16 protein-coding genes and 1 pseudogene are annotated in these 20,480 nt (G+C 71.6%); 6 read left to right on the top strand and 11 right to left on the bottom strand.

The window, feature by feature from the left end:
- Positions 1–14 precede the first annotated feature (14 nt).
- The 3 genes from Q2K19_RS15345 to Q2K19_RS15335 all read right to left on the bottom strand — a co-directional run bounded on the left by Q2K19_RS15345 (position 15) and on the right by Q2K19_RS15335 (position 2,632).
- Complete coding sequence (locus Q2K19_RS15345; RefSeq protein WP_302771674.1) at positions 15–1,853, bottom strand: ABC transporter ATP-binding protein; 1,839 nt, start codon at positions 1,851–1,853, stop codon at positions 15–17.
- Positions 1,850–2,383, bottom strand: coding sequence for a TlpA disulfide reductase family protein (locus Q2K19_RS15340; RefSeq protein WP_302771672.1), 534 nt, complete (start codon positions 2,381–2,383; stop codon positions 1,850–1,852). The genes Q2K19_RS15345 and Q2K19_RS15340 overlap by 4 nt, the downstream gene beginning before the upstream one ends.
- 81 nt (positions 2,384–2,464) lie before the next feature.
- A complete protein-coding gene (locus Q2K19_RS15335) occupies positions 2,465–2,632 on the bottom strand; it encodes a hypothetical protein (RefSeq protein ID WP_302771670.1) in 168 nt (55 codons plus the stop codon).
- A gap of 154 nt (positions 2,633–2,786) precedes the next feature.
- Between Q2K19_RS15335 and Q2K19_RS15330 the strand changes: the two genes are divergently transcribed.
- The gene (locus Q2K19_RS15330) at positions 2,787–5,708 is read left to right on the top strand and encodes an AfsR/SARP family transcriptional regulator (protein ID WP_302771668.1); all 2,922 of its coding nucleotides are present in this window, start codon (positions 2,787–2,789) and stop codon (positions 5,706–5,708) included.
- 107 nt (positions 5,709–5,815) lie between these two features.
- Positions 5,816–6,403 carry a MauE/DoxX family redox-associated membrane protein gene (locus Q2K19_RS15325; protein WP_302771666.1) on the top strand — a complete coding sequence of 196 codons (588 nt, stop codon included), beginning with the start codon at positions 5,816–5,818 and terminating at the stop codon, positions 6,401–6,403.
- A 115-nt stretch (positions 6,404–6,518) separates the two neighbouring features.
- Here the strand turns inward: Q2K19_RS15325 and Q2K19_RS15320 are convergent, their stop codons facing one another.
- The 5 genes from Q2K19_RS15320 to Q2K19_RS15300 all read right to left on the bottom strand — a co-directional run bounded on the left by Q2K19_RS15320 (position 6,519) and on the right by Q2K19_RS15300 (position 12,265).
- Positions 6,519–7,535, bottom strand: coding sequence for an ABC transporter ATP-binding protein (locus tag Q2K19_RS15320; RefSeq protein WP_302771665.1), 1,017 nt, complete (start codon positions 7,533–7,535; stop codon positions 6,519–6,521).
- Positions 7,528–8,556 (bottom strand): ABC transporter ATP-binding protein, encoded by a 1,029-nt coding sequence (locus tag Q2K19_RS15315; RefSeq protein WP_302772508.1) that lies wholly within the window; start codon positions 8,554–8,556, stop codon positions 7,528–7,530. Before Q2K19_RS15315 ends, Q2K19_RS15320 begins: the two co-directional genes overlap by 8 nt.
- Before the next feature lie 25 nt (positions 8,557–8,581).
- On the bottom strand, positions 8,582–9,553 hold the full coding sequence (locus tag Q2K19_RS15310; protein WP_302771663.1) for an ABC transporter permease: 972 nt from the start codon (positions 9,551–9,553) through the stop codon (positions 8,582–8,584).
- Positions 9,546–10,472: an ABC transporter permease gene (locus tag Q2K19_RS15305; protein ID WP_302771662.1), complete on the bottom strand. Its 927-nt coding sequence runs from the start codon at positions 10,470–10,472 to the stop codon at positions 9,546–9,548. Before Q2K19_RS15305 ends, Q2K19_RS15310 begins: the two co-directional genes overlap by 8 nt.
- A gap of 146 nt (positions 10,473–10,618) precedes the next feature.
- Positions 10,619–12,265 (bottom strand): peptide ABC transporter substrate-binding protein, encoded by a 1,647-nt coding sequence (locus tag Q2K19_RS15300; protein ID WP_302771660.1) that lies wholly within the window; start codon positions 12,263–12,265, stop codon positions 10,619–10,621.
- A 431-nt stretch (positions 12,266–12,696) separates the two neighbouring features.
- On the opposite strand from Q2K19_RS15300, the gene Q2K19_RS15295 reads away from it, so the two are divergent.
- Positions 12,697–13,431, top strand: coding sequence for a PIG-L deacetylase family protein (locus Q2K19_RS15295; RefSeq protein WP_302771659.1), 735 nt, complete (start codon positions 12,697–12,699; stop codon positions 13,429–13,431).
- Positions 13,432–13,476: 45 nt separating this feature from the next.
- On the opposite strand, the gene Q2K19_RS15290 is transcribed toward Q2K19_RS15295, so the two are convergent.
- Complete coding sequence (locus Q2K19_RS15290; RefSeq protein WP_302771658.1) at positions 13,477–14,157, bottom strand: response regulator; 681 nt, start codon at positions 14,155–14,157, stop codon at positions 13,477–13,479.
- A 2-nt stretch (positions 14,158–14,159) separates the two neighbouring features.
- Entirely contained in the window at positions 14,160–15,401 is a 1,242-nt protein-coding gene (locus tag Q2K19_RS15285) for an ATP-binding protein (RefSeq protein WP_302772506.1), read from the bottom strand.
- Positions 15,402–15,599: 198 nt separating this feature from the next.
- Between Q2K19_RS15285 and Q2K19_RS15280 the strand changes: the two genes are divergently transcribed.
- The 3 genes and pseudogenes from Q2K19_RS15280 to Q2K19_RS15270 all read left to right on the top strand — a co-directional run bounded on the left by Q2K19_RS15280 (position 15,600) and on the right by Q2K19_RS15270 (position 19,184).
- Complete coding sequence (locus Q2K19_RS15280; protein WP_302771656.1) at positions 15,600–17,324, top strand: PspC domain-containing protein; 1,725 nt, start codon at positions 15,600–15,602, stop codon at positions 17,322–17,324.
- A pseudogene (locus Q2K19_RS15275) lies at positions 17,321–17,551 on the top strand (hypothetical protein); the annotation flags it as partial. The gene Q2K19_RS15280 and the pseudogene Q2K19_RS15275, both read left to right, overlap by 4 nt.
- A gap of 385 nt (positions 17,552–17,936) precedes the next feature.
- Entirely contained in the window at positions 17,937–19,184 is a 1,248-nt protein-coding gene (locus Q2K19_RS15270; protein WP_302771655.1) for a phosphatidylserine decarboxylase, read from the top strand.
- A gap of 58 nt (positions 19,185–19,242) precedes the next feature.
- Here Q2K19_RS15270 and Q2K19_RS15265 read toward each other — a convergent pair whose 3' ends face one another.
- Positions 19,243–20,154 carry a CDP-alcohol phosphatidyltransferase family protein gene (locus tag Q2K19_RS15265; protein ID WP_302771653.1) on the bottom strand — a complete coding sequence of 304 codons (912 nt, stop codon included), beginning with the start codon at positions 20,152–20,154 and terminating at the stop codon, positions 19,243–19,245.
- Between the last annotated feature and the right edge of the window lie 326 nt (positions 20,155–20,480).

Below are 20,480 nucleotides of genomic sequence, written 5' to 3'. Positions count from 1 at the left end.
CGCCTCCCTGCCGGTCAGCCCGCTACCGGTTGGTAGCCGGCAGCCTGGAGGTTGAACAGCCGGGCGTACGCGCCCTGCGCCGCCAGCAACTCGGCATGGCTGCCCTGTTCGGCCACCACTCCGTCGCGGAGCACGACGATATGGTCGGCGTCGCGGACGGTGCCCAGACGGTGCGAGATCAGCAGGGTCGTCCGCCCCTCGCGCAGTCCGCGCAGCCGTTGGTGCAGCTCCGCCTCCGCCTCCGCGTCCAGGCCGGCGCTGGGTTCGTCGAGGATCAACAGATCGCGGTCGGCGCGCAGGAAGGATCGGGCGAGCGCGAGGCGCTGCCACTGCCCGCCGGAGAGCAGGACTCCGCTGCCCACGTCGTCGCGGTCGGCGGGATCGGTGAAGAGCCGGGTCAACTGGGTCTCGTACCCGTGCGGCAGCGCTGTCACGGCATCGTGCGCGCCGGCCCGCTGGGCCGCGGCGACGATCCGTTCGCGGTCATCGAGGGCCGCGACGTCCCCGACGCCGATGTTCTCCGCAGCTGACAGGTCATAGGACATGAAGTCCTGGAAGGTCGCCCCGATCCGGTCACGCAGCTCGCTGACGGACAGGTCGCGGAAGTCCACGCCGTCCCAGTGCACGCTCCCCTGGCTCGGGTCGTAGAACCGGGCCAGCAACTTCACCAGGGTGCTCTTACCGGCGCCGTTGAGCCCGACGAGCGCCACGGTCTGTCCCCGTGGAATGGTCAGGTCGACGCCGCGCAGCACCCAGGGCTGCCCCTCGCCGTACCGGAACCACACGTCGCGCAGCTCGATGCCCTGCCGCAGCGGCGATACCGGCCTGGGCTCGGTGGGCAGGACCAGATCCGGTGTGGCGGTCAAGACCTCTCGGTAGTGGGCGAACTGCAGCAGGGCCTGGTGGGCGCTGGCGAAGCGGCCGATCCCCGTCGCCACCGCCCCCTGCACCCCGGCCACGGCGGCAACGAAGATCGTTACGTCGCCGATGCTCAGCCGACCGGCGCGGGCGGCCTGGATGGCCCAGACCAGACCGGCGCCGGCGGCCACGGCACCGGCGACGGCCAGCACCACCTGGACAACGAGTTCCCTGCGGTCCATCCGCCGGTTGGCCGCGTTGAGCACGCGCAGTTCCTTGAGCATCCGCTGGCCGAACAGGTCTCCCAGGTTGAACAGCCGTATCTCCTTCGCCGCCGCCAGGCCGATCAACAGCTCCGCATAGAAGAACTGGCGCCGTTCCACGGGACTGAGCCGCCACATCAGCTCCGCCCGTTGCCGGGACAGCCGCAGTTCGGCCTGCGCGGTCGGGATGGCGGCCAACGCGAGTAGGCCGACCATCCATGGATTGAGCAGCGCAAGCGTGCTCGCGAAACCAACGATGGTGAGCACACTGCGCAGCAGGTCCAGACCGCCGCCGACGACCGCGATCGGGCTGTTCCGCCCCGCCTCGTCGGCAAGGTTGAGGTGGTCACGGAAGCCCGGATTCTCCAGCCGGCTCAACCCGGGCAGCCGGTTCACCGCGGCGTACAGGGCGGCCTGCGCCCGGACCGCAGTGGCCCTCCGCCACTCGGCCTCCACGTGCCGCAGCAGGTGCGGCAGGGTGGCCACGGCGACCCCGGCGACGGCGAGACCGACGGCCGCCCCGATCACCGTCGCCACCGACCCGCCGTCCGGCCCGGCGAGCCGGTCCACGACGACCTTCGTCAGGAGACCGACAGCGACCGGGGTGAGCCCGGCGGCGACAGCGAGCAGGGCCTGCGTCACGGCCGTCACCGGCGCGGACCGGTAGGCGAGACCGGCTGCCGCGCCGGCCAGCCGAACGTCCACCCGGCTGCCGGCCACGTCCCGGGTCACGCCGCTACGGGAGCGGGCAGCCGCCGCACCCCGGTACCGCTGTCCCGGACGGCGCCGGTCGCATCCAGGATGCACCAGCCGGGAGAGGCGGTGGCCCGGAAGGCCGTGGCGAGTGCACCGTCGGGCTCCTCGACGATCACCCGGGCCACGCCGGTCAGCGTTGCGGACAACCCGCCGCCGGTCGGCTCGTCACTGCTCACCACGGCGAGCACCTGCCTGCGCCCGCCCGGGAACGCGGCGGCCCACGTCACGAACCGGGGCAGCGCCTCCGTGCACGCCGGGCAGTTCGTCGAAAAGAAGCCGACCAACACCTCACCGGTAAGGTCCACCCGCCGTAGCCGCCCGCCGTCGAGATCGGTGGCCGTGAACTCGCCGGGCACCTGCCCGGCCGCGATGATGCCTGGCTCGTCGCCGGCCGCGGCCAGCAGCTCGGTGTGTTCCCGTAGACGTCGGATCACCGCGAGGCTGAGCAACAGGTTGAGGATGCCCAACGCGGAGGCCAGGACGACGCCGGTGACAAGGTAGGGCACTGTCTCTCTCCTCCATGCGTGACAGGATCGGATGACGCGGCTCGACGGCCGGCAACCCGGCCGGCCGTCGAGCCCAGGGAATCAGCAGCCGTAGTACAGCGTCTCCCAGCGGTAACAACCGCCGCCCACATTGCAGCACTTGCGCTTCTGGTAGTAGCCGTTGTAGCAGCGGTACTGGTAGTACGCCCCGCAGTCATCCGCCGAGGCGGTGGCCCGGGGGGCGACGAGACCCAGCAGCCTGTCGCCCATGGCATTGATCGCTCGCAACATCTGATTCACCTCCTTCATCCCCGCGTGATCACGAGTATGAATCTTTCGATTGGTCGTCGACTGGATGCAGAATGGACGGCCTGACAGACAGGGGGCCGGCGTCGAGCGGGCCCCACCGCGAACGGGGGACACAGTGGAAGACGACGGATCGACCGGGGTGCGATTACAGCTGTTGGGCCCGATCCGCCTGTGGCGAGGTGCGGTCGAACTTTCGGCGGGTCCACCGCAACGGCGAGCGGTGCTGGCCCTGCTCGCGCTGGCCGCGGGCCAGCCGGTCGGCCGAGACGAGCTGGTGGACGCGCTGTGGCCGGTGGAGCCGCCGAGGCGCGCCACCAACGTCCTGCAGACGCATGTGAAGCACCTGCGCCGGGTCCTGGAGCCGAACCGACCGGCGCGAACGGCGAGCCGGTTGCTGCCGTCGGCGGGGACCGCGTACCGCCTGGACGTGGACCATCTCACCGTCGACCTGGCCCGATTCCGGCGCCTGGTTGCGGAGTCGCGCACGGCCCGGCGGCTCAACGACCATCCGCGGGTCTGGGAGTTGACCGGAGAGGCGTTACGGCTGTGGCAACCGCCGCTGGCCGACCTGCCCATGCTCGCCGAGAATTCCCGGATCATGACGCTGATCGCAGAGGCGCAACTGGTGCTCTCCTGGCGCGTCGACGTCGCGATCCGCGAGAGTCGCGCCGATGAGGTCCTGGCCCTGGTCCGGGAAGAGGCCCGGAGCCGGCCGCTCGATGAGCAGACCCAGGCACACCTCATGCGGTGCTACACAGCCGTGGGCAGGCGGGCAGAGGCGTTCGCCGTCTTCGACGAAACGCGCAGACGGCTGGCAACCGAGCTGGGTGTCGATCCGGGGACCCTGCTCACCGCCGCCTACGAGGAGCTGCTCGAACCAGAGCGACGCGCCAGCGTTGCGGCACCGCCGGCCGAATTCCCCGCGATCACGGTCGATCCACCGGCGTCGGCCCCGCCGCCGGTGATGCCGGCCCAGCTGCCCCCCGACATTGTGGCCTTCACCGGGCGGACCGAGCAGTTGCACTGGCTCGACGAACTGGCGACGGCCCCGGTGCGCGGTCGGCCGGTCGTGGCCGCGATAACCGGAACGGCGGGCGTCGGTAAGACCACCTTGGCGGTGCACTGGGCACACCGGGTGGCCGAGGGGTTCCCCGACGGGCAACTCCACGCCGATCTCAGGGGCTTCGACGCAAACGTCGGACCCGCCCCGACCGACGAGGTGCTGCGGGCCTTTCTGGTGGCACTCGGAGTCGCCCCGCAACTCATCCCGGTGGACCTGACCACGCAGGTCGGCCTCTACCGAAGTCTGCTCGCCGGACGGCGGGTGCTGATTCTGCTCGACAACGCTCGCCGCGCCGACCAGATCCGTCCGCTGCTGCCCGGCTCGGCCGGCTGTCTGGTCGTCGTCACGAGCCGCAATCATCTGCCCGGGCTGGTCGCCGCTGGCGCCCACTCGCTCACCCTGGAGCTGATGACCGGCGCAGAGGCACGGCAACTGCTGGCCAGCCGGATCGACTCGGACCGGGTCGCCGCCGCGCCCGCGGCGGTCGATCATCTCGTCGCCGCCTGTGCGCGGCTGCCGCTGGCGCTGGCCATCGTCGCCGCCCGCGCCAGCACCAACCCCCAGCTTCCCCTCGCCGCGCTGAGCAGGGAGCTGCGGGAGGGGTCCGACGCCTTGACGGTGTTCTCCGACGAGGATGCGGCGTTCGACGTGCGAACGGTCTTCTCCTGGTCGTACCGCCTGCTCAGCGCCGACGCGGCGGCGTTGTTCCGGCTGTTCGGTCTGCATCCGGGGCCGGACATCTCCGTCTCGGCCGCCGCCGCCCTGGCTGGCTCCGCGGAGGGTCAGGTCCGTCCGCTGCTGACCCAGCTCGCCCGGGCCCACCTCGTCATGGAGCACCGGCCCGGCCGGTTCGGCTGCCACGACCTGCTCCGGGCGTACGCGGCGGAACTCGCCCGCACGGTCGACCCGGAGGAGGCGCGACGGGCCGCGTTGCGCCGGGTCCTCGACCACTACGTGCGGTCGGCGGCGCTCGCCGACCAGCTGATCACGCCGAACCGGTTTCCCGGCGGCCCGGTGCCGCCCGGGCCCCCGGTCGACCCGGGCCGCACGCCTGTGCGGGACGCCACCGGGCACTCCGGCGACAGCGAACCGCCGGCCGACGTCGAGGCCGCGCTCGCCTGGTTCACAATGGAGTACCGGGCGCTGTTCGCGCTCATCGACCAAGCGGTCGAGGCCGGCTTCGACCAGGCGGTGTGCGATCTGGCGTGGCACCTGACCGCCTTTCTCGACCGTCGGGCCTACTGGACCCAGCAGGAACACGTCCAGCGAGCCGCGCTGGCCGCGGCCGAACGGCTGGGGGACTCGTCGGTGCGGGCCCGCACGCATCGTGGCCTGGGCCGGGCATACCTGCGCCTGGGCCGGCCCGAGGATGCCCGTCGTGAGCTGGGCGAGGCGCTGGTCCGCTACGAGGCGCTGGGAGACGATGCCGGCCTGGCCACGACGATGATGAGCCTGGCTGACTGCTGTGAGCGGCAGGGTCGTCACCGGGAGGCGCTCGCCCACCTGCAGCAGGCGCTCGGTCTCTACGAGGTCGTCGGCTACCAGCCGGGCGAGGCCAAGGCGTTGAACGCGGTCGGCTGGTGCCACGCGCTGCTCGGCGACCACGGGCGCGCGCTGACGTACTGCACCCGGTCGTTGCGGCTGTACCAGCGCCTCGGCGACCGGCGGGGGGAGGGGCACGTCTGGGACAGCATCGGATACGCCAGCTACGGCTTGGGCCGGTACGGGTCCGCGGCACGCTGCTTCCAGCGGGCGGTCTCGCGGTTCCAGGAGACGGCTGACCGGTTCGAGGAGGCGATGTCGCTGACGCGGCTGGGTGACACCTGCCGCGCGGCCGGTGACCCGCATGCCGGTCGCGCCTACTGGACCCAGGCGTTGGCCATCCTGACCGCGCTGGGCCATGCCCGGGCCGCGGAAGTCCGGGCCAGGTTGAACCGCGCACCTTCGTCGCCGGCGGTAACGGTGGCCAGCTGAGCGTCGTCGGCGGGCGATGGCTTCGGCGGATCGCACCGCGAGGCAGCCGGCGAATCCGGCACCGGTAGCAGGTTGTTGCGTTGGGGCCGAACGGATAGATTCCCTCCGTGCGGTATCTGGAGGTGACGTGCCGGCTACTCCTCGCGGCGGTCTTCGTCGTGGCGGCGTTCAACAAGGCCTCCGGGAAGACCGCCTGGCTCAGCTTCGTTCAGTCACTGCACCAGCTGAGGCAGGTGCCTGCCTCGCTGGTGCGGCCGGTGGCGGTTGCCGCGGTGACGACGGAGACGACCGTCGCCCTGCTGCTGCTCGTTCCGGTGCGGGCCGTCGGTGCGGCCGGATTCGCGGTGGCGGCCGGCCTGCTCCTGGCCTTCACCGTCGTGATCGGACTGGCCGTTTCGCGCGGCAACCGCGCCCCCTGCCGATGCTTTGGCGCCTCCAGGGTCCCGCTGGGCATGCCGCACGTGATACGGAACCTGGTGCTGATCCTCGCGGCCGTGCTCGGGCTGATCGGTGCGCTGAGCGAAGGCACAGCCGAGGTCCCGTACGCGCTGCTGGCCGGCACCGGCGGGTTGATCCTCGGCATCCTGATCACGGCGGCAGAGGACATCGTCGCCCTGGTGAAGCCGATCGGGACGCTCCGGTCGGTGTCCGCGACATCCACGCGCGGACCACACCGGACCAGCCGCTCGGATTGAGCGTCCTGACGGCGGCCGGGCCACCCGGAACGATCGGCCGGGTGACCGTGCACCCCCCGGATAAGGCGAACCGCCTGCCGGCGTCACGCTGACGCCGGCAGGCGGTCCGTTTCGATCAGGCCGCCTCGTGGGTCGGCACGATCTCGCGCCGCTCCGCGAAGTGGCAGGCGCTCGGGTGGTCCGAGGAGCGCCGGATCTGCAGCAGCGGCACCTCCTGGGCGCAGATGTCCTGCGCCTTCCAGCACCGGGTGCGGAACCGGCAGCCCGAGGGCGGGCTCACCGGGGAGGGGACGTCACCGGTGAGCCGGATGATCGCCTTGTTGTCCCGCAGGGTCGGGTCCGGCACCGGCACCGCCGACAGCAGCGCCTGGGTGTACGGGTGCGTCGGCCGCTCGTAGATCTCGTCCTCGGTGCCGACCTCCACCATCTTGCCCAGGTACATCACGGCGACCCGGTCGGAGAGGTGGCGCACGACCGACAGGTCGTGGGCGATGAAGACGTACGACAGGCCGAACTCCGCCTGGAGCTTCTCCAGCAGGTTCATCACCTGGGCCTGGATCGACACGTCCAGGGCGGACACCGGCTCGTCACAGACGATGATCTCGGGCCGCAGGGCGAGCGCCCGGGCGATGCCGATGCGCTGCCGCTGACCACCGGAGAACTGGTGCGGGTAGCGGTTGATGTGCTCCGGGTTCAGGCCGACCAGGTCGAGCAGCTCCTTGACCTTGCTCCGGCGGGACCCCTTCGGGGCCACCTCCGGGTGGATCTCGAACGGCTCGCCGATCAGGTCACCGACCGTCATCCGCGGGTTCAGCGAGGTGTACGGGTCCTGCATGACCAGCTGGATCTGCCGGCGCAGGCGCCGCAGCGCCGCCCCCCGGAGCTTGGAGATGTCCTGCCCCTTGTAGAGCACCTGACCGGCGGTCGGCTTCTCCAGGTTCATCAGGACCCGGGCCAGCGTCGACTTGCCGCAGCCGGATTCGCCCACCACGCCGAGCGTCTCGCCGGCCTTGAGCCCGAAGGAGACGCCGTCGACCGCCTTGACGTGCCCGATGGTCTTCTTGAACACGATGCCCCGGGTCACGGGGTAGTGCTTGACCAGGTCACGGACCTCGATGATGTTCTCAGTCACGGCTCACGAGCTCCTCGGCGAAGTGGCAGGCGCTGGCCCGGCCGCTGCCGATCTGCAGCAGCGGAGGCAGCTGCTCCCGGCACACCGGCTGCGCCATGGGGCAGCGCGGGTTGAACGGGCAGCCCGGCGGGATGTTCATCAGGTTCGGCGGCAGGCCCTTGATCGTCCGGAGCTCCTGGCCCTTCTCGTCCATCCGCGGGATCGAGTTGAGCAGGCCGAGCGTGTACGGGTGCGCCGGCTTGGCGTACAGGTCGTACACATCGGCTTCCTCGACGATCCGGCCGGCGTACATGACCGCGATCCGGTCCGCGACGTCGGCGACCACGCCGAGGTCGTGGGTGATCAGGATCATGCCCATCTGCCGCTCCCGCTGGAGCTCGCCGAGCAGGTCCATGATCTGGGCCTGCACGGTCACGTCCAGCGCGGTGGTCGGCTCGTCCGCGATCAGCACCTCCGGGTCGAGCGCCAGCGACATCGCGATCATCGCGCGCTGCCGCATGCCGCCGGAGAACTGGTGCGGGTAGTTGCTGTACCGACCCTTGGCGTTCGGGATCTTGACCTGGTCGAGCATCTCGATCGACCGCTTCTTGGCGTCCGCGCGGCTCATGCCACGGCGGATGCGGAACTGCTCGGCGATCTGGAAACCGACGGTGAAAACCGGGTTGAGGGCGGAGAGCGAGTCCTGGAAGATCATCGCAATGCCTTCACCACGGATCCTTCGCCGCTGCTCGGCGGACATCTTGAGCATGTCCTTGCCGTGGAAGCGGATCTGGCCGCCGGTGACGAAGCCGGGCGGGGTGTCGAGGATGCCCATGATGGTCTGCGCGGTGACGCTCTTGCCGGAGCCGGACTCGCCGAGCACGGCGAGGGTCTCCCCCGCGTCGACGTGGTACGTCACCCCGTTGATGACCTTGGCGACGCCGTCCCGGGTGCGGAACTCGACCCGGAGGCCGTCGACCTCCAGCAGCCGGCCCGAGGGGCGACCGGATCCGTCGGCGCCCGGCGCGGACTGCTCGGACACGAGAATGTCGGACAACTCAGTTCCCCTATCGGAGCTTCGGGTCGAGGGCCTCGCGGACCGCCTCGCCGAGCATGACGAAGCTCAGCACGGCGGTGACGAGGAACGCGGCGGGGAAGAACAGCAGGTACGGCGAGACCCGGATGTAGTTCTGCGCCTCGCTGATCATGATGCCCCAGGACACGACGGGGGTCTTCAGGCCGATGCCCAGGAAGGACAGGGTGGCCTCGGCGCCGATGAACGAGCCGACCATGATCGTGCCGTAGACCAGCAGCGGGGCCAGGCAGTTCGGCAGCAGGTGCTTGAGGATGATCCGACCCGTACCGGCGCCCAGGGCCCGGGCGGCGACAATGTAGTCGGCCTCCTTGGTGGCCAGCACCGAGGAGCGCATCAGCCGCATCACCACCGGCCAGCTCAGCACGGTCAGCGACATGATCACCAGCCCCATGATCGTCCACTCGCCGTTGTCCGTGCCCGAACCGTTGAAGGTGGTCAGGATGACGATCGAGCCGAGCACGAACGGCAGGCCGAAGAAGATGTCCGCGGCCCGGGACAGCAGGGCGTCCACCCAGCCACCGCGGTAGCCGGCGATGATGCCCATCGTGCCGCCGATCAGCAGGGTGCCGATGGTGGACAGCAGGGCCACCATGATCGAGGCACGGGCACCGTAGATGGTCCGGGCGAACACGTCCCGGCCCTGCACGTCGTAGCCGAACCAGGCGGACCCGGACGGCTCCACCCGGCTGCGGTCCAGCGAGCCGTTGACGGGGTCACCCGAGGTGAAGACCCAGGGGAAGGCCGCCATCAGCACGAAGAGCACGATGAACGCCGCCGAGATCCAGAACAGCGGCTTGCGGCGCAGGTCGCGCCAGGCGTCGCCGAGCAGGCTGCGCGGCTTCTGCTGCTTCTGGGCGCTCTCCGGCAGGCCGGTGACGGGCGCCTCGGACGGCATGGTCGCGGGCGGCGTCGAGACGATCGACGCGGTACTCGGGTCACTCATAGCGAATCCTCGGGTCCAGGGCGGCGTAGAGCAGGTCCACCAGCAGGTTCATCAGGAGATAGACCATCACCAGGACCACCACGATGGAGACAACGGTAGCGCTCTCCTTCGTGACGATCGACCGGAGAACCTGGCGGCCGATGCCGTTGATGCTGAAGATGCCCTCGGTGACGATGGCGCCGCCCATCAGGGCACCGAGGTCGGTGCCGAGCAGGGTGACGACCGGGATCAGCGAGTTGCGCAGCAGGTGCACGCCCACCACCCGCCGCATGGGCAGGCCCTTGGCGATGGCGGTGCGGACGTAGTCGGCCCGCCGGTTCTCGGCGATGCTGGTCCGCGCCACCCGGGCGATGTATGCCATCGAGGCGCTACCCAGCACGAAGCCGGGCAGGATCAACTCGGAGATCCGCATCTCGTTGGAGACCGTCGGGTGGACGATCCCCCACTTGACGCCGAACAGCCACTGGAGCACGAAGCCGATGACGAAGACCGGCAGCGCGATCAGGAAGAGGGTGGAGATCAGGACCAGGTTGTCCAGGAAGCCGTTGCGCCGGAGACCGGTCAGCACGCCCGCGCTGAGGCCGATGACGGCCTCGATGGTGAGCGCCACCACCGCCAGCTTCAGGGTGTTCGGGTACGACGTCAGGATGATGTCGCTGATCTGGCGACCACTGAACGTGGTGCCGAAGTCACCCTGGAAAAGGTTCTTCATGTAGCTGGCGTACTGCACCCAGATCGGCTGGTCGAGGTGGTACTTCTCGGTCATCATCGCCCGGAAGTTGTCCGGGCAACCGCGGTCGCCGCACTTGCCGGCGAACGGGTCGCCGGGCACCGACCAGACGAGCCAGTAGATCAGGAACGTCGTGCCGATGAACACCGGCACGAGTTGCAGCAGCCGTCTCAAGAGATAACGGCCCATGGGGTGGTCCTCCAGACAGGGGGCGCGTCGGACGGCCGACACGGTGGTGACAAACGTGCGAGGGGTTTGTTGTACACCCCCTCGCGGAACGGCCCCGGGTCGGGCTCACCGGTAGGCGAGCCCGACCCGGGGTCAGACCGTTCGGATCAGAGCTCGACCGAGGTGATGTCGATCTCGCCGACGTTGGTCAGCTCCATCTTCTTGATCTTCTCGGAGTGGCCGGACTGCTGGCCACCGAAGTAGATCGGCATGGCCGGGACGTCCTGGTCGATGAGCTTGACGGCCTCAGCGAACTTCTTGTGCGCGTCCTCGAGGCTGGGGGCCGACGAGGCCTCCTTGGCGAGGGCGTCCACCTGCGTGTTGCTGTACTTGCCGTCGTTCGAGGAGCCACCGGTCACGTAGAGCGGGTTGATCCAGTTCTCCACGTCCGGGTAGTCCTGCTGCCAGCCGGCCCGGTAGGCGCCGGTCATCTTGTAGGCGTTGATGTTGGCCCGGAAGACCGCGAAGGTCGGCACGCCGACGGCGACGGCGTCGATGCCCAGGTTGGTCTTGATCTGCTGGGCGACGGCCTCCATCCACTCCTTGTGGCTGGCGTCCGCGTTGTACGACAGGGTCAGCTTACCGGTGAAGCCACCGGCCTCCTGGAGCAGCTGCTTCGCCAGGGTCACGTCGAACTTGCAGGCGGTGCAGTTGCCCGGCTCGGCGCCCGGGGTCAGCGGGTTGGCCCAGCTGTCGGCCGGCTTGCGGTTACCGAAGAAGATCTTGTCGGTGATCTGCTGCCGGTCGATGGCGTGCGAGATCGCGGCCCGGAGCTTCGGGTTCTTGAACTTCGGGTCGTAGATCGGGAAGGCGATGATGCCGGTCGACGGGGTGGTCGACGAGATCGCCCGGTCGCCCAGGTCGCTCTTCCACTTGTCACCGGCCAGCGAGGAGACCGGGACCTGCTGCTGGAAGTCCAGGTTGCCGGAGACCAGGTCGCTGTAGGCCGCCGTGTCGTCCTGGTACAGCTTGACGGTGACGTCCTTGATCTTCATCTTGTCGCGCAGGTTGTAGTCGTCGAAGCGGGTGAGCTTGATCTCGACGTTGTCCTGCCACGAGACGAACTTGACCGGGCCGTTACCGACCGGCTTCTTACCGAACTCCTCGGGCTTCTGGGTGAAGAAGACGTCCGGGAGCGGCATGAAGGCGCTGTAGCCGAGCTTGGTCGGGAACACGGCGGTCGGCGCGGAGAGCGTGACCTCGAAGTTCCAGTCGTCGATGACCTTCAGGCCGGACATCTCCTTGGCCTTGGGCTCCGGGGCCTTCTGCGGGCCGTCCGGGCCGTCCGGGTCCTCGGTGTAGGTGTCGCCGAAGCCCTGGATGTCCGAGAAGAAGCTGGCGTTCTGCGCGCCGTTCGGGCCGTACGCAGCCCAGTTCCAGGCCTTGACGAAGTTCTCGGCCTTGACGGTGGTGCCGTCGTGGAACTTGGTGTTCTGCTTGATCTTGATCTTGAAGACCTTGGAGTCGGTCGTGTCGATCGACTCGGCCAGCGCGTTCTGCGGAGCGCCACCGTTGTTCGGGTACTCGACCAGACCGGTGAACATCCAGTCGATGACCTTGCCACCCTGGGTCTCGGTGGTGTTCGCCGGAACCAGGGGGTTCTCCGGCTGGCCGCCGTCGACGACGATCGCGCCGTCCGAGCTGGCGCCGGCGTCGCCGCCGTCGCCGCTGTTCCCGCTGGAGCAGCCGGACGCGATGAGCGCGAACGCCGCGCCCACCGCGAGCGCGCCGCTCGCCCGCTTCGAGACTCTCATTCCGAGGGGCCTCCTCTTTCTAACCTGGTTCCGTCGTGGGTTTCACGCACGTCTGGGGGGTGACACCACCGCCGACCCGAACCACGGGTCGTCGGTTTACCGCAGAGGAAATCGGGACACCCCAGGGGCACCGATCCGCCGGGCACCGCACCCTCGGCGACAGACACCGCGCAGGGTCGACGGCCACGCGCCGTCGCACGGAGGCGGCGTCACGTGGTCGGTGGGCCCGACGGGGTGCCCCACACCGGGGGTGAGGTGCTGCCACTGTGACACTCACCGGCCCTTTCCGTGAAGGTGCCGTTATCAAGCCGTTAGTTGGCCGCCACGTTGCCGATACTTGAGAAAAGATCATGAAACGCGCCGGTCGTACCGCTCTGAACAGGTAAGACACGACCAGACCGCGCGAGACCGGGCGCGTAGGCTCAGGCGCTGTGAGCTTTCCTGCCTCCGCCCCGGTGCTGACCGACGTCCGCCGGACCCTCGCCGTTTTTGCCCATCCGGATGATGTCGACTTCGGCTGTGCGGGCACCATCGCCGGCTGGGTGGATGAGGGTATCGAAGTGGCGTATCTGGTCGTCACCAGGGGGGACAGCGGCGGCTTCGACGACACCCCGCGCGCGGCGATGCCCGCTCGGCGGGAGACGGAGCAGCGGGCCGCGGCGGCCGCGGTCGGCGTGCACCGGGTCGCCTTCCTCGACGGCCACCCCGACGGCATCATCGCCCCCAGCGTGGAGCTGCGCCGTCAGATCACCGCCGCGATCCGCCGGTTCCGGCCGGACCGGGTGCTGACCAGCTCGCCGCTGCGCCGTTGGGAACACCTCGCCGGCCCGAGCCACCCCGACCACCTGGCCGTCGGCGAGGCCACCACCTGCGCCGTCTACCCCGACTCCCGCAACCGCTTCGTCTTCCCGGACCTGCTCGCCGAGGGGCTGGAGCCGTGCGTGGTCCGGGAGATCTGGTATGCGGGCGGCCCCGCGCCGGACCACGTCGTCGACGTGACCGACCAGGTCGACCGCAAGATCGCCGCGATGCGGGCACACCGCTCGCAGACCGCGCACCTGGACGTGGAGACCTGGGTCCGGGACCGGCTCACCACGATGGCCGACAACGCGGGGCTCCCCGCCGGCCGGATGGCCGAGGCGTTCACCGTGTTCCGCACCGAGTGACCGGGTGACCGGAACCGATCACCCGGACCGCGTCCCGCGAGGTCGCTAGACCAGCCGGCGGTCGGCCGCCCACCGGGACAGCTCGTACCGGTTCGACATCTGGAGCTTGCGCAGCACGTTCGAGACGTGCGTCTCGACCGTCTTGATCGAGATGAACAGCTCCTTCGCGATCTCCTTGTACGCGTACCCCCGGGCCAGCAGCCGGAGCACCTCGCGCTCCCGGTTGGTGAGCTGGTCCAGCTCCGGATCGGCCACCGGCGCGTCCGGGCGGGCCGCGAAGGCGTCCAGCACGAACCCGGCCAGCCGGGGGCTGAACACGGCGTCCCCGTCGGCCACCCGGCGGATCGCGTCGGTCAGCTCGTCGGGCGAGATCGTCTTCGTGACGTACCCCCGGGCGCCGGCCCGGATCAGCCCGATCACGTCCTCGGCCGCGTCGGAGACGCTCAGCGCCAGGAACCGCACCTGCGGGTGGGTACGCCGCATCGCCTCCAGCACCGCCCGGCCACCACCGTCCGGCATGTGCACGTCCAGCAGCACCACGTCGGGCTGGGTCGCCGCGATCCGGGTGACCGCCTCGGCCACCGTGCTCGCCTCACCCACCACCTCGACGTGCGCGCCGAGCTCCGCGCGCACGCCCGCGCGGAACATGGCGTGGTCGTCGACGAGGAACACCCGCAGCCGCCCGTCCCGTGGCGCCGCCGGCTCGACGGGTCCCTGCTCGGCCATGGTCATCTGTCCCTTTCCGCCGTGGAGCCGGTGCCGCTGATCGGCAGGATCAGCCGGACCTCCGTCCCCTCCCCCGGGCCGGACCGGATCTCCGCCCGGCCGCCGTGCCGCTTCATCCGCCCGATGATCGAGCCCCGGACGCCGTGCCGATGATCCTCCACGGTATCCGGGTCGAAACCCTTGCCCCGGTCCCGCACGAAGGCGCTGACCTGGTCCGGCTCCACCTCGGCGTAGAGCGACACGGTGCGTACCCCGGCGTGCCGGGCCGCGTTCACCAGCGCCTCGCGGGCCGCGGCGACCAGCGCGCCGACCCGTTCGTCGGTCTCCCGGTCGCCCACCACCACCGCCTCGACGGTGATCGCGAAGGTGTCCTCCACCTCGGCGGCGGCCTGTTCCAGCGCGGCCGCGAAGCGCTCGGTGGGCGAGGCGGTCGGCTTGTAGAGCCAGTTGCGCAGCGACCGTTCCTGACCACGGGCCAGGCGCTGCACCGTCTTGACGTCGCTGGCGTTGCGCTGGATCAGGGCGAGGGTGTGCAGCACCTGGTCGTGCACCATCGCGGCCAGCTCGGCCCGCTCCTGCTCCCGGATCCGCCCCTCGCGCTCCGAGCGGAGCTGGTTCCATGTGCGCCACAGCACCGGGCCGGTCACCACGCCGACCCCGGCCAGCCCGACCAGCGCGAAGATGACGCCGTTGAGCACGGCGTCGAAGTTCTGCGCCGGCGAGTAGACCGCGGCCACGCCGATGATGCCGACGGCGACGAGCACCCCGCCGCCGATGAAGCGCAGCACGAACGCCCGCCGGTCGCTCTCCTCCACCACCACGCCCAGCCAGGGCACCGGCATGGACCCGCCCCACTGCCGGCGGCGCTCCGGCGCGGACTGGTGCCAGATCACCCCGGCGCCGACCGCGATGATGGCGACCAGCCAGCCGGCCGTGCCGGCCGCGCCGACCGAATGGAAGGCCATCACCTGGATCATGAGCACGCCGAGCCCGATGGCCACGAAGGGCAGCAGCTGCCCGAGGTCGCGGCGGGGCGGCACGGCGGTGTCGCCGGGCCGGGGCGGGACGACCGCCCAGAACGCCGCGTACAGCAGCAGCCCGAGACCGTTCAGCCCGAGCAGCACCATGAAGGCGATCCGGACGCGGAGCACCGAGATGCCGAGGTGCTCGGCGAGGCCGGCGGCCACCCCCGCGGCCAACCGGTGCTCGGTGGCCCGGTAGAGCCGCGGCGGGTGGGGGGTGATGGTGCTGCTGATCGGAGGCTCCCGGGTCGAGGGACGGCGGTGCGGGCCGGTCTCCGCCGGCACCGCCCCGATCGTCACACGGGCGAACCCGTCCCGACCACGGGGACGCCCCCGACATTCGGGTCTCCGGGATCTCAGGGTGGCGTCAGGGTCGGGTCCTGAGGACGCTCGGGCGACCGGGGCAGCAGGATCGGAGGCATGACCGAGGAAGCTGCCCGTCCGCCCCGCCCCGGGGCGGCAGCACAGGACGGGCCACCGCCACCCCCACCGCCGGGGCCGGCGCCCACCGCCGCCGACCCTGCGGCGCCCCCGCCGCCCGGCGCGCAGACCGCCGGTTCCCCGCCGTACCCCGGCGCGGCCCCGGCCGGGTACGGCCCGCCGCCCGGCGGCGCCGGCTTCACCTCCCGGTACGGGCTGGTCCGTCCCCGCGAGGGCCGGTACCTGGCCGGCGTCTGCGCGGCGATCGGCCGGGCCACCAACACCGACCCCGTGCTCTGGCGGGTGCTCCTCGCCGTGCTCGGCTTCTTCGGCGGGATCGGCATTCTGGTGTACGTCACCGCCTGGCTGATCATCCCCGGCGAGGGCGACACCGCCTCCCCGGTGGAGTCGATGCTCGGGCGGGGGCGGTCGAGCATGTCCCCGGTCACCGTGATCGTGCTCAGCATCGTGGTCGCGGTCGGCTTCGGCTACGTGGTCACCAACGCGTTCCGGGCGATCCTGCTCGGCGCGGTGATCCTGATCGGCGGGGCGCTGCTGCTCAACCGCGACCCCCGCAACCCGGTGGCCGGGCAGCCCGCGCCCGGTCCGGTGCCGCCGGCCGGCTGGCCGACGCCCGGTCCCGCCACCGCACCGGCCGGCCCCACCGCCGGCCCGGCCTGGTCCGGCGCCGCCCCGGCGACCGCCGGCGGCACCGCCTGGCGGACGGCCGCTCCGGCCGGCGCGAGCGCGGAACCGCCCGCCGCCGCGCCGCCGGCCCCGGCCACCGCACAGGTGGCGGAGGTGCCACCCGCGGACGACGGCGTCGTCTGGTCCGGCGCGGAGCGTACGGCCCCGCAGCCGGCCTGGGCGGAGACCGGGCAGGTCGTCCCGCCGCCGGCCGAACCCACCGTCGCGCAGCCGAGCTGGCCGGGCACGCCGACCACGGGTGCCCCGCTCGGGGAGCCGGTCTCGGCGCGACCGCCGTCGCCGGTCACCGCACCGCTGCCGCCGGGCGGTTACCGGCCGCCCTTCGCCCCGCACGGCCCGTACGCCAGGCCGTACCCGCCCGCGCCGGCGGCCCCGGCCCGGCCGGTCCGCGCCCCGAAGCGGCCCAGGGAGCGCTCCGCCCTCGGCGCGGTGACCTTCTCACTGATCTTCCTGGCGCTGGGCGTGGTGGCCATGCTCGACCTGCTCGACGTCTTCCCGGTGGGCGCGGCCGGATACTTCGCCGCGGCGCTGGCCACCATCGGGCTCGGGCTGCTGGTGGGCACCTGGTTCGGCCGGGCCCGCTGGTTGATCGCCCTCGGCCTGGTGACCGCGGCGGCGCTCGGCATCGCCACCGTGGCCGAGTCCTACGACCGGGTACGCGGCATCGACGGCGACGTCACCTGGGCCCCGGTCGACTACCGCGACCTGGCGGTCCGCTACCAGAACAACTTCGGGGACTCGGTGCTGGACCTGCGCGCGGTCGACTTCGACAAGAAGGACACCCAGATCACCGTGGAGGTCAACTTCGGCCAGGCCACGGTGGTCGTACCGCCGAACGTCGACGTCACCACGGTGGCCGACGTGAACGCCGGTGACGCCACCGTCTTCGGCCGGCACAGCGGCGGCCTCAACGGCCGCCAGTGGGAGAGCACCGACCTCGGCGCGGACGGCCCGGGCGGCGGCACCCTGCGGCTGCTCGTCCACATGAACGCCGGCAACCTGGAGGTGACCCGGTGAAGGCCCACCGCACCGACCTCGTGTCGTTCGCCTTCGGGCTGGTCTTCCTGGCCCTCGCCCTCTGGTGGCTGCTGGCCCGGATCCTCGGGCTCACCCTGCCCCCGGTGGGCTGGTTCCTGGCCGGCGCGCTAATCGTGGTCGGGCTGCTGGGCCTGGTCGGCGCGCTGCGCTCCGGGCGGCACCCCGAGCGGGAGGCCGCCGACCAGCAGCCGGAGGCCACCGTCGCGGCGCCCTACGTGGACGGCACCCCGACCAGCGGCGGTCCCGTCGCCCGGGAGGCCGACGAGTGGGCCACCGACGCCGTCAGCGACGACCTCGTCGCGGCGCGGGAGGACCGCCCGTTCGGCAGCGAGCCGGTGACCCGGGAGCTGCCGGTCGCGGACCCGCCGGAGCGGCCGGCCGGCGACCGGCGCACGGACGGGGACGAGCCGGGCCCCGGGGAGCGTCCGCCGGGCTGACCACGGGCGGTGCGGCGCTCCGGCGGCGCCGCCTATGCTGGCTGGTGGAGATCCCGCCTCCGCCGGCCGGCCCACCCCGTGCGCGGCCCCGGCCGGCCAGGTCGCCGTGGCGGTCCCGCCGCGTCCCGTCGCTACCGTCAGGAGCCCGTCCGACATGACCCAGTCTCCCGCCGTGCGCACCCCCGGCCTGTCCGGCCCGGTCCGCATCGGCGAGCGCGCCGCCCGCGCCCTCGTCTCCGAGCTCGCCCGGCGCAACGACCCGAAGGCCGGCCTGCTGGTCGGCGCGACCCCGGACTCCGCGGTGCTCGCCGCGGCGGTCGACGCGCTGCTCCCCGGGGACCGGCTCACCGTCGTCCCGGCGGAGGGCTCCTCCGCGGCGGCGCTCCGCGAGCACGTGACGGCCCAGGGCCGCTGGGTCGCCGACCGGGTACGGGTGGCCGACACCCTCGCCGAGGCGGACGCCGCCGAGGTGGTCATCGCCGCCGAGCCGTTCACCGGCACGGCCGACGAGGCCCGAGTGGCCGTCGACGGCCTGTCGAAGTACCTCACCGACGGCGCGGTGCTCAGCCTGGCGGCACCGGTGTTCCGCACCGAGGGCGCCGGCGCCGAACTGGACCGGCAGGGCGTGCTGCACGGGGTCCGCACCGACCTGGTGCTGCGCAACTCCCCGCCGGTGCGGGTGCACCACCTCCGCTTCACCCCGGCGGGCGCGGCGCTGGCGGCCAAGCTCGCCCCGGCGTACCGCCCGTCGAGCGTGCCGCTGACCCGGAGCATGCACATCGACTCCAACGGCGTCGCCGCGGCCGGCATCAGCCTCGGCCTGGCCGCGCTGGCCCGGGTGGCCCGGCCCAAGTCGAAGCTGTGGCTGCTCCCGGCGCTGGCCGCCGCGCCGGTGGCCGCGTTCTTCCGCGACCCGGAGCGGGACGTGCCGGAGGACCCGTCGGCGGTGGTCGCCGCGGCCGACGGACAGGTCCTCTCGGTGCAGCGGCTGCACGACGAGCGCTTCGGTGACGCGGAGTGGCTGCGCGTCGCCGTCTTCCTCTCCGTGCTGGACGTGCACGTCAACCGCGCCCCGGTGGCCGGCAAGGTGGTCGACTACTTCGTCGCGGACGGCGGTTTCGTCAACGCCATGAAGCCGGACGCCGAGCACAACGTGGCGGCGTACACGGTGCTGGAGACCGAGCACGGCACGGTGGTGGTCGCGCAGCGGACCGGCCTGATCGCCCGGCGGATCGTGCAGCGGGCGCCGGTCGGCGCGCTGCTGGCGAAGGGTGAGCGGTTCGGCCTGATCCGGTTCGGCTCGCGCACCGACGTCTACCTGCCGGCGACGGCGGCCGAGCCGCTGGTCGGCCCGGGCGACAAGGTGGTCGGTGGTGCGACGGTGATCGCCCGCTGGGTCTGATCCCGCAGCTGCGAAAAGGGGCGCCGCTCGTCGCGGCGCCCCTTTTCGTTGGTACGGGTCAGGCGGTGCGGCGCTGGTGCAGCCAGAGCACCGGGCCACTGACCAGGTAGCCCACCACCACCAGGGCGAAGGTGAGCCGGATGTCGACCAGCGCGCCGACCACCGGGGCCAGCCAGATCCACGGCGGCAGCTTCACCAGCCGAGCCAGCTTCGCGTACGGGAAGCTGGAGACCATGGCGAAGGCGAGCAGGGCGACCCCGCCGACCATCACCAGGCCGGAGACCGGCAGCCCGATCGCCACGGTCAGCGCCAGCACGGCCGCCGCCATGGTGGTCGGTACGCCGCAGAAGAAGCGCCCGTCCTTGGGTGAGACATTGAACCGGGCGAGCCGGATCGCGGCGCAGCCCGCGACGAGGGCGCAGGCGACCGCGGCGGCCGCCGGCGGGACCGACCCGGCCAGCGAGGCGTAGACCACGACCGGCGCGGCGAGACCGAACGAGCACATGTCGGCCAGCGAGTCCATCTGGGCCCCGAACGGGCTGGCCACGCCGAGCTTGCGGGCGAGCGCGCCGTCCAGGCCGTCGAACGCGACGCAGGCGATCAGGCAGAGCGCCGCGGACCGCACCTCGCCCTGCATGGCCAGGAAGATGGCCAGCATGCCGAGCATCAGGCTGCTCAGGGTGCAGGCGTTGACCAGGGCGAACTTGGCCCGGCGGGCGGTGGTCCGCTCGCCCGGCAGCAGCGGGATCGACATCGCCGGCGCCTCGTCGACCGATGCGACCGGGGCGAGCGCCGGGCTGACCGGCATCACCGCCTCCACCTCGGCGTCGAACCGGCCGTAGCGGCGGCGCTGGCGGTCGCTCCACCGGTGGTCGGGGGTGACCAGGTCGGTCGCGGTCGCGGCGGCGCCGTCCCGGCGGCCCACCCGGACCAGCAGCACCTGGCGGGCGAACGTGCTGCTGCGGCGCAACCGGCCCGCCCAGCGACGCCCTGCGGGGCGCGGACTGTCAGTCGTACGACGCCGGCGCCATGGGGCTCTCGGCACGTTTCCTCCATCACCGGATCGGGTGACCGCCTCGGGGCGGCTGTCCGGCTGTCTCGTGCCGGACCTCTCTGGTCCGGCAGCCCGTTTTGCGGAGTACACCATTGCACAGGGGATAGGGGCTTGGCGATAGCTGCCGGCGGTACTTATAACTCCCTTAACCGCGCGAACTGCTCACTTATTCCCATCTCGGGCCTCATCGCCCGTTTTCCTCGGCCAACCCCAACTCCCGACTGTACCGGAGGCACCCCACG

Source organism: Micromonospora sp. NBRC 110009, from assembly GCF_030518795.1.
Classification (GTDB): Bacteria; Actinomycetota; Actinomycetes; order Mycobacteriales; family Micromonosporaceae; genus Micromonospora.
Note: the sequence above shows the minus strand (reverse complement) of the source record. Positions and strands in the feature narration are given on the sequence as shown.